General features: G+C 47.8%; 15 protein-coding genes and 1 other annotated feature. Of the genes, 2 read left to right on the top strand and 13 right to left on the bottom strand.

Features of this window, described 5'->3' with window-relative positions; translation table 11 throughout:
• Positions 1-495: 495 nt before the first annotated feature.
• The 13 genes from minD to ezrA all read right to left on the bottom strand — a co-directional run bounded on the left by minD (position 496) and on the right by ezrA (position 16,316).
• Positions 496-1,293 carry a septum site-determining protein MinD gene (gene minD, locus ACWPAB_RS00075; RefSeq protein ID WP_003565134.1) on the bottom strand — a complete coding sequence of 266 codons (798 nt, stop codon included), beginning with the start codon at positions 1,291-1,293 and terminating at the stop codon, positions 496-498.
• Positions 1,294-1,950 (bottom strand): septum site-determining protein MinC, encoded by a 657-nt coding sequence (locus ACWPAB_RS00070; protein ID WP_003565132.1) that lies wholly within the window; start codon positions 1,948-1,950, stop codon positions 1,294-1,296. It lies immediately after the preceding gene.
• Positions 1,951-1,963: 13 nt separating this feature from the next.
• Positions 1,964-2,494: a rod shape-determining protein MreD gene (gene mreD, locus ACWPAB_RS00065; protein WP_003570105.1), complete on the bottom strand. Its 531-nt coding sequence runs from the start codon at positions 2,492-2,494 to the stop codon at positions 1,964-1,966.
• A gap of 1 nt (position 2,495) precedes the next feature.
• A complete protein-coding gene (gene mreC / locus ACWPAB_RS00060) occupies positions 2,496-3,356 on the bottom strand; it encodes a rod shape-determining protein MreC (protein ID WP_003565129.1) in 861 nt (286 codons plus the stop codon).
• Between the two features lie 88 nt (positions 3,357-3,444).
• The gene (locus ACWPAB_RS00055) at positions 3,445-4,446 is read right to left on the bottom strand and encodes a rod shape-determining protein (protein ID WP_003565127.1); all 1,002 of its coding nucleotides are present in this window, start codon (positions 4,444-4,446) and stop codon (positions 3,445-3,447) included.
• 139 nt (positions 4,447-4,585) lie between these two features.
• On the bottom strand, positions 4,586-5,254 hold the full coding sequence (gene radC / locus ACWPAB_RS00050) for a RadC family protein (protein ID WP_003565124.1): 669 nt from the start codon (positions 5,252-5,254) through the stop codon (positions 4,586-4,588).
• A 61-nt stretch (positions 5,255-5,315) separates the two neighbouring features.
• Entirely contained in the window at positions 5,316-5,960 is a 645-nt protein-coding gene (locus tag ACWPAB_RS00045) for an HAD family hydrolase (RefSeq protein ID WP_003570102.1), read from the bottom strand.
• A gap of 192 nt (positions 5,961-6,152) precedes the next feature.
• Positions 6,153-7,430 (bottom strand): bifunctional folylpolyglutamate synthase/dihydrofolate synthase, encoded by a 1,278-nt coding sequence (locus ACWPAB_RS00040; protein WP_016382149.1) that lies wholly within the window; start codon positions 7,428-7,430, stop codon positions 6,153-6,155.
• Between the two features lie 291 nt (positions 7,431-7,721).
• Entirely contained in the window at positions 7,722-10,364 is a 2,643-nt protein-coding gene (locus tag ACWPAB_RS00035) for a valine--tRNA ligase (protein ID WP_003570098.1), read from the bottom strand.
• A 90-nt stretch (positions 10,365-10,454) separates the two neighbouring features.
• Positions 10,455-10,656 (bottom strand) — a binding site (T-box leader).
• 82 nt (positions 10,657-10,738) lie between these two features.
• A complete protein-coding gene (locus ACWPAB_RS00030; RefSeq protein WP_003570094.1) occupies positions 10,739-11,392 on the bottom strand; it encodes a redox-sensing transcriptional repressor Rex in 654 nt (217 codons plus the stop codon).
• Between the two features lie 305 nt (positions 11,393-11,697).
• Complete coding sequence (gene thiI, locus ACWPAB_RS00025; protein WP_003570091.1) at positions 11,698-12,915, bottom strand: tRNA uracil 4-sulfurtransferase ThiI; 1,218 nt, start codon at positions 12,913-12,915, stop codon at positions 11,698-11,700.
• Positions 12,916-12,931: 16 nt separating this feature from the next.
• Entirely contained in the window at positions 12,932-14,089 is a 1,158-nt protein-coding gene (locus tag ACWPAB_RS00020; RefSeq protein ID WP_003584302.1) for a cysteine desulfurase family protein, read from the bottom strand.
• Positions 14,090-14,612: 523 nt separating this feature from the next.
• On the bottom strand, positions 14,613-16,316 hold the full coding sequence (gene ezrA, locus ACWPAB_RS00015; protein WP_003584300.1) for a septation ring formation regulator EzrA: 1,704 nt from the start codon (positions 16,314-16,316) through the stop codon (positions 14,613-14,615).
• A gap of 176 nt (positions 16,317-16,492) precedes the next feature.
• Here ezrA and ACWPAB_RS00010 point away from each other — a divergent pair, with 176 nt between their 5' ends.
• Complete coding sequence (locus tag ACWPAB_RS00010; RefSeq protein WP_003565108.1) at positions 16,493-16,975, top strand: GAF domain-containing protein; 483 nt, start codon at positions 16,493-16,495, stop codon at positions 16,973-16,975.
• Between the two features lie 175 nt (positions 16,976-17,150).
• Entirely contained in the window at positions 17,151-17,762 is a 612-nt protein-coding gene (gene rpsD / locus ACWPAB_RS00005) for a 30S ribosomal protein S4 (protein ID WP_003565106.1), read from the top strand.
• Positions 17,763-17,911: the final 149 nt, after the last annotated feature.

Genomic DNA, 17,911 nt, shown 5'->3' with positions numbered 1-17,911 from the left:
GGACTGTTCGCGCCAACTCGTCAAAAAAGCGCCCCCTTGCATGCTGCTGCAAGAGGACGCTTTTGCGTGGTACCACCTCAGTTTGCTGATTGTTCACACAATCAGCCTCACGTGGTTGAAAAATCATGTCCAAGAAAGATGTCCGGTAAACAAAAAGCCGTCCTCCTACAGCAAATTGCTGTAAGAGGACGGCTTTTACCGCGGTTCCACCTCAGATTTGTTAACTGCTCACACAGCTAACCTCATGTAGTTATCTCAACCACGGCGATAACGAGCCCAACCGAGACGACCTACTTCGTTCAATCATCCACTCGTGGATGTGTGACCAATGGATGTCTATCCGGTTCCCATCATCCCGGACTCGCTTCAAGACACGACCATTCATCGATTCCACTCAACGCTTTAATGAATTGTCACTAAATTACACCGAATCTTAATCAATGTCAACTAGTTTCTGAAACGTTTCACCGATTTGCTGTCACGCCAGCACGTATTTCAGTCGTGACGATGGAACAGTTTTGACCAAAAGCCCTGCTTTTTTATCCGAATATCCATCAATGGAACGCTGTCGCCTAACAGCCGGCGAGCAATGTTACGATAACCCTTGCTGGCAAGATCGTCTGGATTCATCACAATCGCCTCACCCTTATTCGAGCTTGCGATCACACCATCATCGTCCACGATAATCCCGAGCAGATCGAGTCCCAGATGACTCGTAATTTCATCAATATCCATGGAGCGCCCATCGGCTAACATGTTTTGGCGAATGCGATTAATGACCAAGCGCGGTTTTATTGGCATTTCACGTTGTTCAAGCAAACCAACAACACGATCTGCATCACTGACAGCAGAAATTTCTGGTGTCGTCACCACAATCGCACCATCAGCAGCTCCAGTTGCATTTCTAAACCCTTGTTCAATACCGGCTGGTGAATCAAGAATGATAAAGTCAAAATCAGGCCGTAATTGTTCAACGATTTCAACAACCTGTTCTGGCTCCAAAGCATCTTTTTCCGCGTTTTGCGCAGCCGGCAGTAAGTACAACAAGTCATCAAACCGTTTGTCCTTGATCAAAGCCTGATGTAGTTTAGCGCGACCGGTTGCCACATCGACAATGTCATAGATGATTCGGTTTGACAAACCCATCACGACGTCCAGATTTCGCAAACCAATATCAAGGTCCAACAAAACGACCCTTTTTCCTTGCAGGGCCAAAGCTGTCCCGATATTAGCAGACGATGTCGTTTTGCCGACGCCGCCTTTTCCTGATGTGACAACTAACGCAGTACCCATCTACATTGCCTCCATTTGCTTGAATAATCGCGGTCGAATGCTGGCCAGATCCGCTAATCCCGCATGTGTCATCGTATGTAACTCATTCAAATAAGCCACTGGTCGGTCAGGATCGTAATGATCTGCCACAATCTCCACGACATCAGCAATTCGAATCTGCCCCGCACCTTTCAAATCACCGACAACAACGGCACGAGCATCTCCTTGACTGCCGGCTTGAACCACGCCGCCAACCTGACCCATCACAAAGATATTACCAGAAGCACACAAGGTAGCACCAGAATGAAGGTCGCCGAGAAAAAGCACGTCGCCCATCAAATCGATGGTTTGACCAGAACGAATAACGCCGCCGATGCGATGGGTTGTTTTGGCTGCAATCATTTCGTTAACAACCGTTTTGTCGATCACCGCACTGACAACCCCATTAATTGAAAAACGCGGAAAATCAGCAAAAATCTTTTGAATATCGGCTAACTGCTCCTCGGTCAGCAAACGGTTTCCGGTTTCAAGTCGGTAACTGACATCACCAGTTGGCGTTTCTTCGTAAAGTTTGCCTAGTAATGTTTTCAGTGTGCGCATGATCTGCTCAAAATCTGCTGTATCTTGAAGCTGCAGCGCCAGACCATCGTTACGACCTTTTAAGACGACACTGTCCACATCATCACCCCAACTATTCTTCAGCTAAATTGTCTAACAAACGGTGCAACGGCCCATATACAATGACAAACAACGCCAAGTTGACTGTCAGACCAGGGCCGAGGTGGTTTGCAATAAGCATCACGACATTTCCAGTACCGAAACCGATGAATCGATTCATGATGTAGTTCGCAATGCCATACAGTAATAACCCAATAATATAAACCATACCGACAAACACCGGTGTTCGCGGAATATACGGTCGAATCTGTCGAATGGTATAAATGACTAATGGAAACAGCAGTGCATTGACCCCTAAAATGCCAGTATAAAACGTATCAAACAAGAGTCCAATGATCGCAGCAATCCAAGTAATATACTTTTCCTCAGGGACAAATAACGTGATCATAATGAGTCCAAGTAATGTCAGCTGCGGCGTGCCCATAAAATTCGGGCGCATGATCCATTGGGCTAATACCGATGCCAGACTACCATCAATCAACATCAGCAGCAACAACAGGAGAACAATCCACCAATGACCAGTAAAGTGTTTTTCATTCAGCATCTTAGTCACCTGCAATCGTGCGCGAAATGACAGTCACCACAGTAACATCATTCAGACTGGCGGCAGGCGTTAGGTAAACACTGTTGGCCAAACCATAGTCATCTTTTTTGACGCTGGCAACTTTCCCGATGAGTAAGCCTTTCGGGGTCATACCGCCTAACCCGCTGGTGACAACATCGTCGCCTTTTTTAATATCAGTATCAGTATTCAGCTCACCCAAAATGAGATCGCCGGACTTCTCGTCGTAACCAGTAATGATCCCGTTCACTTCTTTATCGCCTTTAGTTTCAACAGCGGCAGCGATGCGATCACTAGACTTGTTAGCCGTCGACAACATCTCAACCTTGGCGTTCGTCCGATTGACTTCAACAACTCGACCAATCAGTCCCGAACCGGCCATAACCGGCATACCTTTCTTGACACCAGCAGCGCTGCCTTGATTAATCACAACCATGTTGCGCCAGTCACTTGGTGTCCGTAAAATCACCGCGGCACTAATTTGAGAATAATCGGTCAAGGTGCCGTTTAACTTCAACTGAGTTTTCAGCTGCTTGTTTTCCCGCTTAAGTGTCTGCACCTGAACCTTCGTCTGAGCTAAATTATCCAGCTGACTTTTTAGCCGTTGATTCTCCTGAAAGGTATCCAAAAGATTGTTGATGTCATCCAAGCCATTCCGAGCAAAATCCCCAGGAATGGCAACCAAGCGACCGCCAATGCCCACGACATCGTTGGCAATCCGTTGAATAAATGGCGGGGTGTTACGATTATTACTCGCATACATCGACCCTGCGATCAAACCAAGACTGACCAGCAACGCGATCATGAGGGCGATCAATTTTTTATTGGAAAAGAATTTCTGCATTGGTTCCTCCGTCATACTCGCGAAAAAAGGCCAGGATCAAATCATCCCAGCCTCTTGCCACACACGAACCATCTTCATTTATGGGCTGTTAACGCTTCTTTAGGACATCAATATTCTTCAATGACTCGCCAGTACCGATGGCAACACAATCCAATGGATCTTGGGCAATGAAGACCGGTACCTTGGTTTCATCCGAAATGACATCCGGCAAGTGCTTCAATAAGGCACCGCCACCTGTTAAAACAATCCCATGATCAATGACATCGGCAGCAATTTCTGGAGAAGTTTCTTCAAGCGTCTCTTTAATTGCTGTAATGATATCAAGAACATTTTCATGAATGGCACTGGCAATGTCAGTCGCTGAAATTTCGATTGTCTTCGGTAAACCACTCAACAAATCACGACCGCGAACCGTCATGCCGTCAATATCTTTTGCCTTTTCAACAGATGCAGAGCCAATCTGAATCTTCATGGCTTCAGCTGTTCGCTCACCGATTAACAGGTTGAAATTCTGCCGTAAGTGATTGATGATCGCTTCATCAAACTTGTCACCGGCCACTCGAATAGAACGACTGGACACGATACCGCCAAGTGAGATGGTCGCCACGTCAGTCGTGCCGCCGCCAATATCAACAACCATGCTGCCGGTAGGATCCATAACTGGCAAGCCAGCACCGATCGCAGCAGCATAAGGTTCCTCAATGACGAATGCATCGCGTGCACCAGCAACTTTAGCCGCATCAATCACGGCGCGTTTTTCAACTTCGGTCACACCGCTAGGCACACAAATCATGACCTGCGGATGGCTACCGTTGCCGAGCGCCTTTTGCATGAAGTATTTCAACATGGCTGCCGTTGTATCGTAGTCAGCGATGACCCCATCTTTCATTGGGCGGATCGCCACGATATTGGTCGGGGTACGACCGATCATGTCGCGAGCTTCTTCACCAACCGCAATGACTTCTTCCGTTTGGGTATTCTTCGCGACAACGGAAGGTTCGTTTAAAACGATGCCTTTACCGTCAACGTAAACCAAGGTATTTGCAGTGCCAAGATCGATCCCGATATTTTTTGATCCAAATCCAAACAAGACGTTCTCCCCTTATGCTGACTCATTTCGTATAACTCCATGCATTATAGCATATTTATTTCTGTGACAAAATGTGAAACTACCCGATTTTCATGCCAGATGGGCAATTTGAGAAAAGCTTACAACTTTGTTCCCCTGCCTAATTGAACTCCGGATCATCGCGCGCGAATGAATAATAGCGTTCCCCACCAACAATGAGATGGTCAATCAAATGCATGCCAAGCAACGCGGCGGCCAACTGAAACCGAGTCGTGGTGTCCCGATCCGCCTGACTTGGCGAGGGATCACCACTCGGATGATTGTGTACCATAATCAGGTTTGTGGCGCTCAACTTTAACGCTTCTCTAAAAACAATACGCGGATCTGCCATAGCTGAATCTACTGTACCAATTGCAGCAATCTGTTCAGTAATAATCTGATTCTTAACATCTAAAAATAAAATCAACATGGATTCCTGATTCACACCAGCAAACCGAGAAATCATCGTTTTGCCTAACTGTTCGCTATTTTTGATTTGCCCGTAGCGAACCGTCTGCCGTTGCATAGCCCGCCGCCCCAACTCCACCCCAGCTAAAATACTAGCTCGTTTGGCAGCGCCCAGTCCCCGAATATGCTCAAGCAACCCTTGATCCCCTTCTGCCAAGCCCTGAAGTTTCGGATAAGTCGCCAAAACTTCACTCACGATCTGCTTAACCGGATAATGTTGATTCCCTGCTCGCACCACCAGCTGCAAAAGCTCAGCATCCGTCAAAGCCTGCGGACCATGCGCTAATAACCGTTCACGTGGCAATTCTGCTGCATCTGCCATGAAAATTCCCCCTGTTGGCATTTTCTCACTTCACCGATCAGTTATCGGTGTCATTAGAAAATTACGCAAACGCAGGCTGATTTTTCAACCAAGCTGGTAATTCGCTGATTGATGACAGAATCGCGGTCGCTTTTGAATCGGGTTTTTGCGCAATACCAGGAATCATGACCACTGGCAGGCCAGCCCCAACAGCCGCTTCAACACCAACATGGGTATCTTCAACGACAACAGCTGGCACATTTCCCAGCTTGACTTTCATTGCTTCGTACATCTCAGGATCAGGCTTATGCGCCTGTACATCGCTGCCAGTCAAAATCGGGTGAAACTGCCGCTGCCAGCCGGTTGCTGCCAAGACAACATCCACATAATGCTGCGGACTACTCGTCGCCAGCGCCAATGGATAACCTGCCGTTGTCAATGCCGCTAAAGTTGGCTGTACATTTGGCAAAACAAAATCTGCACCGCCTTGAATTTGATCAAGAACATCCGCCGTCGAAAACTTTTGAAACCAAGCAGCATGTTCGGCGCCAATCATGTCGGCAATCACTTTGGCCTCGCTGGGGCCGGCTGCACCCACTAACGGCCGAAAATCAGCCTCAGTGCGATGCAATCCCAGTTGAGCGGCAGCTTTGACATTGCTTTTGAGATAAAGTGCCTCGGTGTTCACCAAGGTGCCATCAAGATCAAAAATAATGGTAGTCGTCATGGTCTCCTCCTTAAAGTCGCTCGTGACACAAAAAACTGCTCACGCGCTGTTCTAATTGAGCTGGTCTCGGCTCTTCTTAAACGCGTTCGCAGGCGCAGAAACCTGCACATAAGGACCTTGAAGTCTAAATGGCCAAGGATCAGCCATTTAGACTTCAAGGCCGCTTATGCTCCGGTTTCTACCCGGGTTGGCTCACGCTCTTAAAGTTTGTCGAACATCAGCGGCCAGATAAAGCGAGCCGGTTAAGATGATTGGCTGATCCGGATCGTCAGCAAGGCTCGCGGCCATTGCTTCTTGCCAGGAATCCTTTAATTGGCCTTCATGCAAGGCTGCATACCCAGCCTCAGGCAAAGCCCGAGCATTGCCTGGTACCGGTACGAGATACACGGTATGAAACGCCTTCGTTAGTGCATCGGCCATGGTGTGATAATCCTTGTCAGCCAAAATGCCAGCAATCACTGTCACCGGTTGCTTAAAGAGCTGGTGCAATGCGCCAATTAATCCCTTGATGCCGTCCGGATTATGGGCGCCGTCAATCACAATCAGTGGTTCGTCACTTAACTTCTCTAATCGCGCTGGCCATCGACTGGCCGCTAGCCCTTGGCGAATTTCCTGCGACTTCAACGGCCAATTCGTTGCAGAGGCATAGACTTTTGCCGTCTGAATCGCAATTGCCATATTTCGCTGTTGGTAATCACCAACCAGCGGTACATCTATGTCTGTCAGCTCGCCATCCTTGTCGGCATAAGTCAATCGCTGACCCCAGCCATGCAAGCGCGCTTTAGGAACGGAAAAGTCGCGGTCAAATCGCAACCACGTGCTAGCTGTTGCTGCAACCCTTGCCGCCACAACAGCATCAGCATCTGGTACCAAATTGCCAGTCACAACCGGGACGTGCGGTTTAATGATGCCAGCTTTATGCGTGGCAATCGCAGTAATCGTATCGCCAAGCAGTTTTTGATGGTCTAAAGCTACCTCAGTCAGCACACTTACAACCGGCGTGATCACATTGGTGGAATCCGTGTCGCCACCAATCCCCACCTCAATCACTGCCAAATCCACCTGTTTTTGATCAAAATACCAAAAGGCCAGAGCCGTGATAAATTCGAATTCCGTGACCCCGAAATCTGGTGTCGCTTGCCGCAGCTGGGTCAAGGCCTGTTGTCCGACAGCGACCGCTTTAACAAGCTCAGCATCAGGAATGGGCTGATGATCAATCATCATGCGCTCATTAAACCGCATAATGAACGGTGATGTATACAAACCGACACTCAAACCGCTTGCTTCAAGGATATGGGCAATGGCATTGGCGGCTGAGCCTTTACCATTTGTCCCAGTGACATGAATATAATGGCCTCGTTTTTGCGGGTCACCCAAGGCATGCAACAAGGTGAGAATGCGCTGATGATCGCCAGTTTTGGCCAAGCGCGGAAACGAATGAATATACGCGACACTTTCGGTGTAGTCCATGGTTAACTTCTTTCCTCAGGGCATGAACGCGCCCGGTTTCTATGCCAGCGTGCAAGTGCTAGCTTCATAAGTTTCATGATACCAGAAATTCTGGAGAAGTTATGATGTTTACCCAGTGATTTTTGAATGATAACTAGACGTAACCTTGTGCCAAAAGCGTTTAATCGTCAGCCGTCTATAGGCAAACAAAAAGGACTGGCCATGTTACCATGGTCAGTCCCCTTTTCAATCAATCTATTAACAAAAAGCAAACCAACGTCAATCTGATCGTTACCTTAAAGCGAAACTTGATTAAGCCTGCTGCAACTGTGCCAACCGCTGCTGTGTGCTGTTCAGCTGATCGGCAAAATTGCTGCGCTTGGTCCGTTGTTCTTCAACAACTGCCTCAGGTGCCTTGGCGAGGAAGCCTTGATTGTTCAGCTTTTTATCGATGCGATCGATTTCTTGCTGAAGCTTCTTAGCGTCCTTTGTCAACTTAGCCCGCTCTTCATCAAGATCCACCAGTTCATTTAACGGTACGAAGATTGTTGCTCCCGTGATCACGGTGCTGCCAGCCATTTTGGGCTCGGCAACATCGGTTCCTACTGTGAAAGCTTTGCTGTTCACAAACCGATCAATAAAGTCAAAGTTGTCCTCAAAAATTGGCTTCAAAGCCGGGTCAGTTAATTTGACAATAATGTCAACCTTCGTCTTGAGTGGCGCACCTGCATCCTTACGAATGCTACGGACGCCACGAATCAAAGCGATGATTGAATCCATGGCATCAACAGCGGCCGAATTTTCAAAAGCATCATTAGCAACTGGATAACTGGCTGTTACAATTGACTGTCCTGCGTGTGGCAAAGCAAGCCATAACTTTTCAGTCACAAACGGCATGACTGGGTGCAATAGGCGCAGAATCTGGTCAAGCGCATAAGCAAGGTTAACTCGCTTTGCTGCCTTCGCTTTTTCGTCATCGCCATAAAGCACTTCTTTACTCATTTCAACATACCAGTCAGCAAAAACGTTCCAAGTAAAGTTATAAAGAGTCCGACCCATTTCGCCGAATTCGAAGCGTTCAGATAAATCAGTGACCTGTTTAATCGTTTCGTTCAATTGGGCAAATAACCACTTATCAGATAAATCGAAGGTGCTTGGATCTGGTTGTTGCGGCTTCTCCAAGTCCCCGAGATTCATCATCACGAATCGGGAGATGTTCCAGATTTTGTTAATGAAGTTCCAAGCGGCTTCAACTTGTTTGTAACTAAAGCGAGTATCCTGACCAGGCTTATTCCCTGTAATCAAGAACCAGCGCAAAGCATCGGCCCCGTATTTTTCGATCACATCCATCGGGTCAATCCCATTGCCCAAGGATTTACTCATCTTGCGGCCTTGTTCGTCTCGCATCAGGCCATGGATCAAGGTGTACTTGAACGGACGCTCGCCAGTGAAATGCAGCCCTTGGAAAATCATTCGAGCCACCCAGAATGGAATAATATCGTAGCCGGTAACCAATGTGTCCGTTGGATAGTAGCGTTTGTAATCCGGGGAATCGGTATCCGGCCAGCCCATCGTTGAAAATGGCCACAAAGCACTTGAGAACCAAGTATCCAAAACATCTGGATCTTGCTGCCAATTTTCAATGTCTTTTGGTGCTTCCATGCCCACATAGGTCTCGCCAGTCTGCTTGTTGTACCAAGCCGGAATTTGATGACCCCACCAAAGTTGCCGAGAAATAACCCAATCGTGAATATTTTCCATCCATTGCAAATAGGTGTGCTCAAACCGATCTGGCACGAAGGTCACTTTTTTATCAGCTTCCTGTTGTGCTTTGATGGCAGCCTCCGCTAACGGCTTCATTTTCACAAACCATTGAGTTGACAGCCGAGCTTCGACCTGAACACCGGTGCGTTCACTATGACCAACACTATGCACAATTGGCTCAACTTTCAGTAACAGACCTTCCTTATCCAGATCCGCCACCATGGCCTTCCGAGCTTCAAAACGATCCATGCCATTGTACTTGCCAGCATTTTCGTTCATCGTGCCATCTTCATTCATCGTGTTGATCCGCTTCAAGTCATGGCGATTTCCTACCTGAAAGTCATTAGGGTCATGTGCCGGCGTGATTTTAACCGCCCCTGTCCCAAATGCTGGATCAACATACGCATCCTCGATGATTGGAATCCTGCGATTAGCCAGCGGCAAAATCAGCTCTTTGCCAACTAAGTCCTGATAGCGTTTGTCACCAGGATGGACAGCAACGGCGGTATCGCCCATCATCGTTTCGGGACGGGTTGTGGCGATCTCAATATAACCGCTCCCGTCTGCGAACGGATATTTCACATGGTAGAAGGCGCCTTTATCATCTTCATGAATGACTTCGATATCCGACAACGCCGTACGGGCCTGCGGATCCCAGTTGACGATATATTCGCCCCGATAAATCAGGCCTTGCTTATACAACTCAACGAAGACCTTACGAACAGCCTCGTTAAGTCCCTTATCCAAGGTGAAACGCTCGCGGCTGTAATCAAGTGACAACCCCATCTTCGCCCACTGACTGTGAATCGTCTTGGCAAATTCGTCTTTCCATTCCCAAACTTTTTGAACAAATTTATCGCGCCCTAGGTCATAGCGGCTGATGCCCTCTTTACGCAACTTAGCTTCAACTTTGGCTTGGGTCGCGATTCCGGCATGATCCATTCCGGGCAGCCACAACGTATCAAAACCTTGCATCCGCTTTTCGCGAATCACAATATCCTGCAGCGTTGTGTCCCAAGCATGGCCCATGTGCAACTTACCCGTCACATTTGGCGGCGGGATGACAATCGAGTATGGCTTGGCTTTTTGATCACCGCTCGGTTTGAAAACATCCTCATCTAGCCATTCTTGATACCGGCCAGCTTCAACGGCCTTATGATCGTACTTAGGTGCTAATGCTTGCTCTTTCATTGGCTCCACCTCACAATTTTTTTCTGTTCCTGCAGTAACGCGGCCCGCAAGCTGACTTACGAGAATAAAAAAAACCGCCCTAATTAAAAAAATTAGGACGAGTCAGCTCGCGGTACCACCTAAATTGGGAAACAATCCCCCACTTGGTTCAGGATAACGGCTGTCACCGGCCGCTCCCTACTCACTTCAGGACGGCAGCTCACAAGCTACAACCATAGCCTTTTTCAAGGTTTGCACCAACCACCTTGTCGCTGGAAAAAAAGACCATGACCCTCTTGATCATTGCATTAGCTGAATTATAACCCGTTGATTTTGACGGGTCAATCGCTAGCGCTATCCTTTTCGGAAACATAGCCTGCTACGGCTCAGTTGTGCTACCCTTGCGACACTCGTTTAACCTGCTTTTGATGATCGACAAACAATAAGGCTTGCAGTTCACTGGTGAGATCAATGTAGCGAATCGTGGTTGTCGGTTTGGCAGGAACCGGTTTGGGAGCAAAGGTCAAAATGGCAGTGACGTTTTGCGCTTCTAATTGGCGCACCACTGCAGCTTGCGCCGAGCTTGGGACGCAGACAATAGCGGTGTGCATACTCGGACGCAATTTTTCAGATAAAGCGGCCAAATCATAAATCGGCACGCCGGCAATCGTTGTCCCGATTAATTGCGGATCGGTGTCAAAGCCCATCGTGATAGAAAGATCAGGGTTGCGGCGAAAATTATTCGTCAGCAAGGCACGGCCCAAATTACCACAACCCACCAACGCCATCTGTTCTTCTGAGTGGACTTCAAGCAACTCGCCAAAAACCTGTGCAAGCAAGTCAACCGAATAGCCATAGCCACTTCGGCCTAAATCGCCAAAATTAGAAAAATCACGTCGAATCGTTGCTGGGGCAATGTGCACCAATTTACTTAATCGATCAGACCGCACCCGTTTCTCGCCGGTCTGCTGCAAGTCTTTAACCGTTCGATAATACACGGGAATCCGTTTAATTGTTGCCTGTGATAACGCCTGCTTGCTGACTACCACTTTGAACACCTCCGCACGCTTTTGTTACTCTTTTCACATATCAGCTTACCAGAATTCGGCTTGCTTGGCTATCTTTTTTCAAAAGTAATGACTGGCATGAATCGTTAGGATTGTACTGATGTTATCATATTATCTGTCAGCGACCGGGCAGTTTGGTCTGTGCTTCTGACTTTATCACCACAGATAACCATAAGATGAAAACCGTCAAAAGTCTCAGTTTTTGTGAAATGTTTCCTTTATTAAATAAAAACGCCCGTTGTTTGCCATGACCACTATCATCAATAGGCAAACAACAGGCATTCTTTTTAAAGCAATTCAGCAATAACATCTTGATCTTGATTCATAAATTGATCCGATGACTTGATCTCCTGAATCTTCACGCCAGCCAGTGCGCGATCCATCAAGCCGGCGACATCAATTTTGCTTTCATAGTAACGCGCGCGATCCGTCTTTGGCTTAGTTTTCGGTGAAGGCGGCGCAAAAATCGTGCAGCAATCTTCAAATGGCATGATCGACAAATCATAAGTGTCAATTTTCTCGGCTTCGGCAATGATTTCATTCTTATCCATCGTTGCCACTGGTCGAATAATCGGCATCGTTGTCACATCATTGATTGCCGCCATCGACTCCAACGTTTGCGAGGCAACTTGACCGACCGATTCGCCATTGAAAATCGCGAGATCGCCACGCTGCTGAGCAATGGCTTCCGTTAGCCGCAACATCAATCGCCGTTGAACGGTCATGAGATAACCTTCTGGCACTTTCGCCTTGATTTCCTCTTGAATTTCCGTAAATGGCACTTCGATAAAGTAAATCCGGCCGACATATGGCGTCAACTTCGCGGTCAGTTGCTTAGCTTTGTTGAGTGCCTGCTGGCTGGTGTACGGCGGACTGAAAAAGTGAACCATCTCAATGTCCACACCCCGCTTTAACGCATAATAGCCAGCCACTGGCGAATCAATGCCGCCACTTAGCATCAAAGCTGCTTTGCCGGCAGTCCCGACTGGCAACCCACCTGCCCCTTGAATGGTCTTCGTGGACAAATAAATCGCCTCGCGCCGGACTTCAATCCGCAAAATCATGTCAGGCTGATGCATTTTAACAACCAAATCAGGCCGCTTATCTGTCAGATAGTCACCCAGATCCAAATTCATGGCGTTTGTATCTAAGGCAAAATCGTGGTCACTGCGGCGCGTGTTAACCTTGTAGCTAATGCCCTTTGGCGCGGTTTCGTTCATTAATTGCAAGGCAACTGCATGTACCTTATCCATATCTTTTTCAACCGCAATACTTGGTGAAAAATTTTGAATGCCAAAAACTTGTGATAACCGAGCCATCACCTGATCACTCGGCTCCCCATGCAATTCGATATGCATCCGATCACGCTTAGGGCGAATCGTGAGTTTGGGGAACTCGTGCAAGGCACGGGTGACATTGCCGTTTAACCGGCCGATAAAGGCTTGACGGTTCTTGCCTTTTGTCGAAAGTTCGCCATAACGAACCATAATTTCTGAATATTGCATACTATAATCCTTTCAGTTAAACGGTCGCCTTATCAAGTTTAGCAAACTTTGCATAAATCGTATCAAATGCCTTGTTAAAAGCATCTGCCTCGGCCAAAGTATTCGCTTCATCTAAGCTAACACGAATCGCTGACGTTGCAATCCGGGAATCGGTATGCATTGCCGCGAGTGTACTGCTTTCCGTACCTTTTTTACTGGAGCAGGCACTAGTTGTCGAAATGTAAATGTCTTTTGCCTCGAAGGCATGGACAATGGTTTCGCCACGGACACCGGCAATCGCGAAACACAACACATGCGGGGCAAAATCAGGGGTCAATTGGCTGAACATCGTCACCTTTGGCTTTTGACTAACATGATCGTAAATTCGTTTGCGAACAGCTTGCTGACGAGCCACGTTATCCGCTTCATTGGCCAAAAGGAGCCGTAGTGACTTCGCCATTGCGGCAATCGCTGGCACATTTTCCGTGCCTGAGCGCCAGTCATTTTCCTGGCCACCGCCTGTCAGCAATGGCGCGATCATCCGGCCTTCTTTGGCATAGATGAACCCTGTGCCACGCGGAGCATGGAACTTATGCCCCGAAAAGCTCATAAAATCAATCCGTGGATCTTGCAAGGCAGCATCCAGCCCCTTGCCGACTGCCTGCACAGCATCAACATGAAAATGAATGTTGGGATAGGCATCTAGCACGCGTGCAGCTTCAACAATCGGCTGCATACTGCCAATTTCATTGTTGACTGCCATGATCGAGACCAAAATCGTATCTTTGCGAATCGCTGCTTTGAGATCATCGATGTTGATAAACCCGCGATGATCGACCGGCAGATAGGTCACGTCAAAGCCCAATTTTTCTAGTTGCTTCATCGTATTAATGACCGCAGGATGCTCAATGCTGGTTGTAATCAGGTGCCGGCCGAATTCACGTTTCGCCATCGCCGTTCCCTTGATCACCCAATTATCGCTTTCGGTACCACCACTGGTGAAGTAAATTTCGTTTGGTTTCGCACCGATCAGCTGAGCAATCTGCGCCCGTGAACTTTGCAGAACCTCATTTGCCCGTGTCCCCAAGGCATGCAAGCTACTCGGATTACCAAAAAAATCCGTGCTGACTTTATTATAAGTAGCCAATGCTTCCGGCGAAATCTTCGTCGTCGCACTATTATCAAAATAAATCATCTGCCGGCCCCTTCCGTTATTGTGACTGCGTTGAATTATAGACAAAAAGTTAGTAAGTTTCAAGAGCGCGAGCCAGTCCGGGAGAAACCGGAGTGTAAGTGGCCTTGGGCGTGATGGTCGCACTTTGACCATTGCGACCAAGGTCCTTACACGCAGGTTTCTGGACTGGCGAGCGCGTTTCTGAGATTAGAAGCAGGAGCGGTTAAACCAGCTCCCTTCACTAGATCAAGCCAAAAGTCTCTTGCCGTGCCAAACTCCGCAATCTCCGGCCAGCTGGGGCTTGCGACGCGAAGCTAGAGCGGAGACGGCGCTTCGAGCCCCATCTGCTCCGCCTTGGCACTGATGTCTTTAAATCCCGATAAGAAGCTATCTATGAAGAAACAAACGGTGATCCACGAGCACCTTTATCGGAACCTAGATAGCATCAGCAAGTTCGTACAACAAGTTCTGCAAAATTTACCCACAGAATCTGACCCCAAACAAAAACCAGCCACCACCGGCTGGTTTTCCCAAATCCGAATCACTAATATAATGAAGCTTTCTTCCGCGCAAGGTACGCATCCTCAACCTTCTTATAGCTTCCGGCTTCGGTTTGCTCCAATGCCGTCGCTAAGGTATCCGCGGCTTGCTTATAATCAAATTGCATATACGACTCAGTAGCCTGATGCACTGCTTCGGCGACTGGTTTCACTGTTGTTTTATAGCGGTTGGCATACTGCATCAATTCTTCTGTCAAACCCGCAGCGTCAATCAAAGCGCTGGTAGCTTTTTTCAACGCATCAATATCGCTGGCAATTTTAACCAGAAACTTCGCAATCGCGTCCATGTTAATTTTCACTTGATCAAGATCATGGTTTAATTGCTCGATCTCGGCAGTGACGTGCTTGACCTGGCTCACATAATCTTGTGGCAGACCAGGTAGGTGATGCCGTAAAATTTCATGTTTGATGTTACGCATATCCAGTTCAAAATTCTCTGCCTGCTTGTTGGCGACAATCTCGCCTTTCTTTAAGCCTGCGACCGCTTGATTAATTTGAACCTGCTGCTTCTCAATCGCTGTCAACTCATCTTTGGTGGCATCAAACCGCTCAATCACATCAGAATACACGGCCTTACCAGCTTCAATCGCATCCGTATCCTTGATATAGTTGGCATCAATCGAATCAAGCTGCGTCTTTAAATCCTTGGCAATTTTGATTTCATTGTGATTCAACGTGTAGCTCTGATTCAAATGATCCAGTTCTGTCTGCAACTCGCGATTTTGACGCAAGGCGTGATCAATAAATTGGCGCAGGTCTGGCGCAGCAGCATCGACGCGCTTTCTAGCCTGCATTTCCTTTTCCATAATCGCGTACATCTTATCAATCTCAGCTTCAATTTCGCTGTTAGCCGCTTCTGTGGCGTCCACATCAAGCGACTTAAGCGCGGTGTTAGCGTCAGCCATCTTTTCGTTAACATCCTCGACCATGCCCGGAATATCATCAGTGAAAACATAATGAGCCGTTGTCAACTGCCGATAGCCATGCTCGATTTCATTAATCTGCGCCGGGAATTCGTTCACCTGTTCATTGACAAGCGGTGGCAATTCTTTAACTTGACGCCGCAATGCCGCCATCTCATCACTTAACTGCTTAATCTCGCTCTTGGCAGCTTGATGATCGCCATCATTATTAATCTGGTCAATTTTTTGAAAAAGTTCAGCAAGTTGTTGCAACTGCTGTTCCAAAGCCGGCTGGGCATCCCCAAAGACAAAACTTTTGGCGAGGATCGTTTTACGCGACACTTGATAATCATCACGTAACTGCAACATCTTGCTGCGATTATCCGCCTCGTCATGCCGAATGTCTTGTAAGGCTTGGCTGATCAAGTCATATTGTTGGCGGGCTGTGTCAATTTTTGCTTCCAGCACCTTAGCAATTTTCTGGGCATGATCAAAGCGAAAACGCTTGGCCTGGTCCTCCAGATCAAGCAGAATCTTCTGTAGGTCAGCCAAGTCGTCATCATTCAACTGATCAAAGGCCCGTTCCCACTTGCTGAACGTTGCCAGACTATCGCCAGTTAACTTTAACTGCTCGATGCTGCGAATCTGACTCGACAGCGCACCAACGTCAATCGCTTCGACTTGCGCGTCCAAGTTCTTGATTCGAGTCTGAAAATAATGCTGCAGCCACCAGACACCGCCGGCAGCAACAACTATGATCACTACGATAACAAAGAACCAGATCATCCCTACACCCTCTGCTTTACCTATTATCATTTCAATTGCATTTTGACAGCTTCACGGCTAAAATGCCGTTAAGCATCAAAATGTGAGAATATCCTAAGTACAAGTATCGCAAAAAAAGGCTTCAGTTAAAAGGCCTACACATCGCTTTTCATAAATTCTCTAAAAGGACTGATTAAATGACGACCCTTGATCCCATCATTGTTGACCAATTAGACGGCTTGCTAACCGGCGAAACTAACCCAATTACGGTACTTGCCAATGCCAGCGCTTTGCTAAACGACTTGATGACTGACCTCAACTGGGCAGGTTTCTACCTTTATAATGATAAAACTGGCCAGCTTGACCTCGGGCCATTCCAAGGTAAAGTCGCCTGCATGCACATTCAGCCAGGCAACGGTGTCGTTGGCACCAGCTACGCCCAAAACGCTGTGCTGCGCGTGCCAAACGTTCACGAATTTGCTGGCCACATCGCTTGCGACTCTGCCAGCAACGCTGAGATCGTTGTTCCCATCACAGTTGACAATCGGGTGGTCGCCATCATGGACATCGACTCGCCAACACTGGATCGGTTTAGTGAAAATGACGAAGCCATCCTCACTAAGTTTGGTGAGACGTTGGCGGCGCACCTTGACACTGCTGCGCTAAACACGGTATACTAGCACGCGTGTAAAATAATGCAGCAGCGGCCGGCATGGTCGGCTCCAGTCCTGCCTCGGCGTTAAGCCGGTGACAGTAGTAACCGCGGCTGCAAAGGTGAACCTTTGCAGGACTGCCCGTGTGCTAAAGCCGCAATTCGTTATTTTACTCCAAATAAAATCTTGGAGGAATATCTATATGTCTCGTTATACTGGTCCTCGCTGGAAGCAGAGCCGTCGTCTTGGCCTCTCCCTTTCCGGCACTGGTAAAGAATTAGCTCGTCGTCCTTATGCACCTGGTGATCATGGTGCCAACAACCGTCGTAAGATCTCTGAATACGGCCAACAATTGCGTGAAAAGCAAAAGTTACGTTGGATGTACGGCTTAAACGAACGCCAATTCCAGAACTTGTTCCTGCGCGCCGGCAAGATCAAAGAAGGTACCCATGGTGATAACTTCATGATCCTGCTCGAAACCCGTTTGGACAATCTGGTTTTCCGCTTGGGTCTGGCTTCCAGCCGTCCGCAAGCACGTCAACTTGTTAACCACGGTCACATCACCGTTGATGGCAAGCGCGTCGATATCCCTTCTTATGAAGTAGAGCCGGGCCAAGTGATCGCTCTTCGCGAACGTTCACAAAACCTTGCTATCGTCAATGAAGCCATCGAGAACACCGTTTCCCGTCCGGCCTACGTTACCTTTGACGACACTAAGAAGACCGGTTCCCTCGTTCGTTTACCAGAACGTGGCGAACTCGAACCAGAAGTTGACGAATCACTGGTTGTTGAATACTATAACCAGAAGCTTTAATACTTTTGGGCACAAATACCGTTACAACAACGTTTGTAGCGATCTATCTCGTGCAGTTTCGTGCACTCAGTTCAATAGGTCAAACAATTGTCGAACACGTCCATCTTGGGCGTGTTTTTTCGTATTTCGTATTTGTTTCGACTTTAATA

The organism is Lacticaseibacillus sp. 30 (assembly GCF_053819265.1).
The sequence above is the reverse complement of the archived record's forward strand: the minus strand, read 5'-3'. Positions and strand labels throughout refer to the sequence as shown.

Excerpts from the sequence above, each read along its gene's own strand:
- thiI (WP_003570091.1), bottom strand. The coding sequence starts at position 12,915 with ATGCAATATTCAGAAATTATGGTTCGTTATGGCGAACTTTCGACAAAA.
- rpsD (WP_003565106.1), top strand. The coding sequence starts at position 17,151 with ATGTCTCGTTATACTGGTCCTCGCTGGAAGCAGAGCCGTCGTCTTGGC.
- radC (WP_003565124.1), bottom strand. The coding sequence starts at position 5,254 with ATGGCAGATGCAGCAGAATTGCCACGTGAACGGTTATTAGCGCATGGT.
- mreD (WP_003570105.1), bottom strand. The coding sequence starts at position 2,494 with ATGCTGAATGAAAAACACTTTACTGGTCATTGGTGGATTGTTCTCCTG.
- ACWPAB_RS00010 (WP_003565108.1), top strand. The coding sequence starts at position 16,493 with ATGACGACCCTTGATCCCATCATTGTTGACCAATTAGACGGCTTGCTA.
- ezrA (WP_003584300.1), bottom strand. The coding sequence starts at position 16,316 with ATGATCTGGTTCTTTGTTATCGTAGTGATCATAGTTGTTGCTGCCGGC.
- ACWPAB_RS00040 (WP_016382149.1), bottom strand. The coding sequence starts at position 7,430 with ATGGACTACACCGAAAGTGTCGCGTATATTCATTCGTTTCCGCGCTTG.
- mreC (WP_003565129.1), bottom strand. The coding sequence starts at position 3,356 with ATGCAGAAATTCTTTTCCAATAAAAAATTGATCGCCCTCATGATCGCG.
- minD (WP_003565134.1), bottom strand. The coding sequence starts at position 1,293 with ATGGGTACTGCGTTAGTTGTCACATCAGGAAAAGGCGGCGTCGGCAAA.
- ACWPAB_RS00035 (WP_003570098.1), bottom strand. The coding sequence starts at position 10,364 with ATGAAAGAGCAAGCATTAGCACCTAAGTACGATCATAAGGCCGTTGAA.
- ACWPAB_RS00020 (WP_003584302.1), bottom strand. The coding sequence starts at position 14,089 with ATGATTTATTTTGATAATAGTGCGACGACGAAGATTTCGCCGGAAGCA.
- ACWPAB_RS00045 (WP_003570102.1), bottom strand. The coding sequence starts at position 5,960 with ATGACGACTACCATTATTTTTGATCTTGATGGCACCTTGGTGAACACC.